This is a genomic window from Maribacter luteocoastalis, from assembly GCF_048890225.1.
GTDB lineage: Bacteria > Bacteroidota > Bacteroidia > Flavobacteriales > Flavobacteriaceae > Maribacter > Maribacter luteocoastalis.
Map to the genome: position 1 here is coordinate 1,034,864 of NZ_JBMFZG010000001.1, position 6,521 is coordinate 1,041,384.

A 6,521-nucleotide genomic window follows, 5' to 3' on the forward strand; every position below is an offset into this window, starting at 1 on the left:
GAAACTAGAATTTAATAGGTGCACCTACAATTACTGATTCCTTGAAAAAGGTCTACTCCTAAAGTAACCACATGTGTACCAGAGCTATACCCTAAAATTTCATTTAAAATTACTTGATAAGAATAGCCAAAATAGAAATTACTTTTCTTGAACCCAACAATAGGGGCAATATATAAAGGATTACCTATTTGATCATTTAAAAAACGGTAAGTAACTCCTGCATAGTAATAATCCTCAAAATCATACCATCTAAATTTAACGTTCAAATCTGTCACAGAACGACCATCACTTTCAAAAAGCTGAAAAAACACTGAGGGTTCTATCTCTAGATTACTACTTCTGTTCTTTGTGTATCTGTAGCCCGTATAAACATAATAATTCCTTAGCCTATTCGGTTCAAAAATTGGGTTAAATTTTGATAAATCCTTATCCAGTATGTTAGAAGCATTAGCGCTTATATAAAATTTATCATAACGGTACAACAAACCTACATCAAAGTTATGGTTGGTAGTTGCGCGGTCATCGGTAACACTAGGGTCTAAAGCGTCAAAGTTTTCAATATCTATTCTAAATTGATTAAAATTATAGGAAATCCCAAAAGATAAAAACTCATCATCGTACCTATCTAAAGTCAAATGGTGTGCAAAAGAAACTCGGGCCCCTCTTTGTTTGGTCTCACCATTACTGTCGTTATAAAGCAAGGCCCCAATACCTGATTTCTCTCCCACGCGCATATCTGCTGCCAGTGACTGTGTGTCTGGAGCATCCTTAATCCCTACCCATTGTGTAAGACCATTTACCCTTATTTTTACATGGTCACCAATTCCCGCATACGTTGGGGACATCACAAAAGGGTTGTCTGCCAAATATTGGGAGAGTTGTGGAATGGTAAGTTCCTGACCTTTAAGGGCAAAGGCGCTAATGAAAAACACCAAGGTCAATAATTTATTACGCATAATTTTTAGGTTAAGTTTTATCTGTAAAGGGTAAAATGTCCTACAAATTCTCTATCATCGGCTTCTCCGTTTAGTTGAATTACATACCAATAGTCACCTGTTGGTAATTCCTTTCCTTCATATTTGCCGTCCCATCCTTGGGCATCAACGGCTTGTCTGGAAACTACTCTACCATAACGATCAAATATTTTTATTAGTATTTCTGGGAACTGCTCCATGTTTCTTGGTATCCAGAAATCGTTATTGCCATCACCATCAGGGGTAAAGAAATTAGGAATTTCTATATCTATGAACTCCATGAAAATATTCGCAATTGACTCACAACCATTCTCATCTACCACCCTAACTTCATATGTGTCGGTTCTGGTTATGTAATACGTGTTGTCATTTCCGTTATCAATTCCATCAAAATAATAGGTGTACTCGCCCCTACCTCCTTCTGCTATTGCAGTTATCTCATTCATGTTTTGCTGCTCCAACGACAATGTTAAAGGGTCAAAATTCTCTATGGTAAAGTCTATTGTTAAAATACATCCATTGGCATGGGCAATAGTTATGTAGTGATTCCCTGGTGCAATACTCCTGAAATCAGGATTTAATTGCATCGCAGATGGGTCAACTGAATCCAACGCATAAAGTACATCGCCAATTACGGTTGGGTCTTCCAGTGTAATATTTACATAATTATCTGGGGTATCACCCGTACACTCATACACAGGGCTTACTTCTGCATTAAGATTTACACCCGCTGCAATATCTACTACCAAATTAGTTTCACAACCATTGGCATCCCTTACAAAAATTAGATAGTTACCCGCGGCCATATCCATGAAATCCAATCTATCCGCAACAAAATCTGAATCATCATTAGCATTCAATGCGGTGCTATATGGTGCTGTTCCTCCCGTTACGTTCAAGGTAATAGTGCCGTCTTGGCTACCCACACATATTTCTGGAGTTGACGTAGTACCTACCATTAAAACAGTGGGTTCTAAAATGGTATATGTTAAATATTCAAAACATCCATTCTGATCCTGAGCAATAACTGTATAATCACCTGGGGCAAGATCTGTAAACGTATTTATAGTGTCAAATTGATCCAGATTGGGTGAAATTGCATATAGATATCCACCCGCGCCTCCAGATAGCGTAACCGTAATACTACCATTATCTTCCCCTGCACAAGTAATATTCAACGCTTCGTCTGAGTACGATAACGGTATAGGTTCTGCTATTATGACTTCTTCCGGTAAGGTGTTACAGTCTTCGCTGGTAACGGTAACATAATAGGTTCCTGCTGCCAGATTTCTAAATATACCTGTAGGTTGAGGTCCTCCGATACGGGTAGCCAACGCTAGTGAAGCATCTGTGAACAACTCATACTCATAATTACCAAGACCACCAGTTGCTTCGGCATAAATAACCGCGGTACTTTCCCCTGTGCAGTTAATAAATGCTGCTGTTTGGTCTACTATTAAAGTCAAAGGCTCAATGGGATCTTCGGTAATCGCATTAGATACTGCTGCTTCACAACCGTTTACAGCATCCCTGACATAATATTGGTAGGTTCCCGCTGGGAACGAACCCGTAGCAGGTAATCCCATTGGGTTACTTGTCATAGGCATGAACGTAACATTGTCTAAACTGTACTCATAGGTACCACTGCCTCCAATTGTCGTTAGTTCAAATGCTGCCCCAGTAGCACATGTTAAAGGATCCGTTCGTATTAAAAATGCCTCTACTGGTGTTGGTTCCCTAACTTCTACAGTGTTGGTAGTAACATCACAGTTCCATCCATCGCTAACGGTTATGCTATAAATACCCGCTCCAAGATCGTTAAAACTAGGGTTTAGCTGTTGACCGGTAGTAAATGTAATTGTTACACCTGCGTCATCGTAATAGTTTAATTGATACTCATAACTACCACTACCTCCGCCAATAACATTAGCAGTGACTACTGCTCCGGTATCCCCGTAACAAGCTAAATCGGTTATCAATGGTGTAGCATTAGCCACAATTGGAGTTGCAGGATTCAACACCTCAGAATATGAACGTGGACATCCAGATGCATCGGTAACCGTAATATCAAAATTACCCGCAGAGAGTCCCGTGAACACAACTGACTGTACGCCTGTTGCGATATATGCCGGCTGACCTGTTGTTGTATTGGTCATAACAATGTTATAAGGAGCATATCCACCTGTTGGGTCAATTAGAATTTCTCCTTGGTCATTTGTACATGTAGCTTCTGCCAATACATCTACAATAGCTGACAATGGCATATCTGGAGATATAATCGTAACCATATTACTGATGTCATCACATAATGGAACATCTGCTTCCGTAATGGTCACATAATAGTTGCCTCCTGAAAGTCCTCCTATAGTTCGCGGGTTTACCGAGGTGTCTGTACTAACGGTTCCACCAATAGGATTGTCATTGCTGTCAAATACCTGGTAATTATAATTACCCGTGTATCCAGATATAGTAAACTCTAAAGTTCCATTTCCATCCCCAAAACATGTTACAGGTGAAACAGCCGTAGCCGTCACCTCAATAAAGTCAAATGGAGCAATGGTATAAGGGGCCGTATCTATATAACAACCTGTATCTACATCTGTAATTCTGAATGTATAATTGCCAACTGCTGTTAAATCGTAATTGGCTGTGGTTGCCGTAGTAGATGTCTGTACTCCATTAGGGTTGCCAATAGGTAACAACTCAAATGTATAGTTGTGAGGATTACCATCATCGGTTACTGTAATCAACACTTCTTCTGGATTATTAATATCACAAGTGATACTGTTTAGTGTTGTGATAGTAGCTGTAAATGTATTTAAAGGTGCAATGGTTTGTGTTGGTAATGGGAACGGACAACCGTTTTGGTCCCTTACAACAATATCATAATTGCCGGCAATCGTTGTTTCATAAGTAAACACATTTCCTCCAGTTGGACGGAAGGTTCCCCCATTTACACTGTAGAAATAGTTTGGTGTACCTGTACCCGAAGTAATCGTTACTTCAATAGTTGCTGTTTGAGTGCTGTTGTCTACATCACAAGACAATTGTGTAATGTTGGTAACCGCAGCATCTAAGGCAAGTGGTTCTTCAATGATTACTTGGTCCGTAGCAATACAGTTTCTATTAGATGTGACTGTAATATCATACGTACCCGCGGGTAACCCTGTAAATAATCCATTATTTTGGGTAAATGAGTTTGTTCCGTCTGTAATTTCATAAACATAGGGTGGATTGTCATTAACCCCAGCACTTGTTGGTGCCAAGTTTATGCTAATACTTCCGTCTGAAAGCCCAGCACAAGAAATATCCGTTTTATTTGTAGCCAATAAAGTTACAGGTGTTGGTTCTTCCAATGAAACTGGTGCATCTGCAAAACAGTTTGGTGTTCCCAACGTATTATCTGTTACTCTAACTATATAATCTCCAAAAGCTACACCTATAAATTGATTTCCTGTTGGTACTAGTCCAGTGTCTGTTAAATCTGAACGTAACAATTGTACGGTAAAAGTTCCAGAACCTCCGGAAACGTTAAAGTCAATTACGCCATTGTTGGTAAGACAACTTGGCTGTGTATTTACCAATGCGCTAATCTGCAATTCAGGTTCTATGGTTATATTTTCTACTTCCCCACATCCGTTGGCATCCACGATGGCTATCGTGTGCGCGCCCGATGATAGGTTGGACACCGTTACCATGTCGCCAGCCGCGATCAACCCAGGGGCAGACTGGGGCGAACCGCCGTCGACACTGATCCTATAAGGGCCGACACCTGCCACGTCCATCGTAACATCGACCTCATACGTGCCCTCAGGAACACACGCGTCTACCATCGACAAGGCTATGCCAGGGGTAGGGTCCATGGCTATCGTTACGGCCAATGGGGCTCCTATGATACATCCGTTACTGTCCCGTACATAGATGTCCCAGTTAAGGCTCACCGATGGGTCCAGTTCTATCGTACTGTCAAAGGTAAAGGCGCCGGGAACTCCCGCTCCGCTCTGTGACGCACCATACGTATATGCCGGTGTTCCCCCGTTCGCAAGAACCGTCACCACCGCATCGGATACGTTACAGTTCGCGTTCACCACATCTACCAAGGTCAGTGCCAATGGCTCTGGGGCATCTATCGTAACCGTGTTCGTCACTACGGTACACTCTGGGTATGCCGTCTGTATAATGGAAACCGTATAGGTGCCCGCACCAAATGTACTTGGTACAGTGAACACATATGGGTCTGATATGGCATTGTCCGCAATAGTGGCGGTTACCGCGGTACCCGAACCATCCCGTACCTCATACTCGAACGTTCCTATATAACCCGTTACCGTAACCTCAATGGTACCATCGGTACTGTCGCTACAGGTAGCGTCATTTGTCACAGTCGCAACGGCATCGATAAGGTCATATGGCGCCACATTGTGCTCCACGATAACAGAACAGTTCGTCGTCGTATCCGTAATCTCGTATACATAGTTGCCCGGTGCGGTAATCACTATATTGGTTGGGTCCGCTACCACATTGCCACTAGGTAATTGTGTATATGTATAGTTTCCTGAGCCGTTCAAGGCAACAATCTCTATGATCTCTTCTCCATTGGTACAGTCTATTATCTGCAATTGGTTGATGGACGCGGTTACCTCCTGCGTCACAGGAACTGGTACCGACACGGTATCCTGACATCCGTTGCTGTCCTCTACCACTACATTGACCGCAGCGGAACCATAGGCCGCCTGGTACGTGTTGTCGGTGCCAAAGTTGGCGCCATTGTCAAAACTATATAGGTATGGGCCCGTTCCCGATGGGTTGCCCGTTCCGTCATTGTCTATCGTTACCGTAATGGTACTTGCCGTATCGTCACAGGTATATGCCGAAGCACTGGCAGAAATCGCCAATAAACTTGGTTCGTCTACAGCTATCGATTTGGTGTCCTCACAGCCCTTGTCGGATATCACCGTAATATTGTACGTGCCAGCGACCAGCCCCGTGAACACGTTCGTTGGTTGTGTAGTCGTACCACCGTCAAGACTGTATGAATAAGGCGTATCTATATTGCCCGGGTCCAAGGTTACAGTAATCGTACCGTCGTTGCCGCCGAAACAGCTAACGTCAGTCGCCGATAGGCTAAAGGTAGGCAACTCAGGTGCCGGTAAGGTGATCGTTACAGGGACTATACAGTTCGTTGACGTATCCTCTACCTCAAAGGTATAGGAAACAGAATGTGTCAAGCCCGTGAACACACCGGTTCCATTGGAAGGTCCCGCAGGACTTGTCTGTGTAAAGGTATACACTCCGGATCCGCCATTGGCGCTGACCGTTACCTCGCCCGTATTGGCAGGGTCACAGTTCTCGTCAGAGCTTACAACCGCAAGGGCCGTCAATGGTGGGAATATCGTTATGTTCTCGGTCTCCCCACATCCGTTGGCGTCCACGATGGCTATCGTGTGCGCGCCCGATGATAGGTTGGACACCGTTACCATGTCGCCAGCCGCGATCAACCCAGGGGCAGACTGGGGCGAACCGCCGTCGACACTGATCCTATAAGGG

General features: G+C 43.4%; 2 protein-coding genes. Both read right to left on the minus strand.

Going from position 1 to position 6,521, the window contains the following annotated elements:
- Nucleotides 1–11: 11 nt before the first annotated feature.
- The gene (locus ACOCEA_RS04590; RefSeq protein ID WP_420755020.1) at nucleotides 12–956 is read right to left on the minus strand and encodes a PorP/SprF family type IX secretion system membrane protein; all 945 of its coding nucleotides are present in this window, start codon (nucleotides 954–956) and stop codon (nucleotides 12–14) included.
- 17 nt (nucleotides 957–973) lie between these two features.
- On the minus strand, nucleotides 974–6,521 hold a 5,548-nt coding region (locus ACOCEA_RS04595; RefSeq protein WP_420755021.1), incomplete at its 5' end, for a T9SS type B sorting domain-containing protein.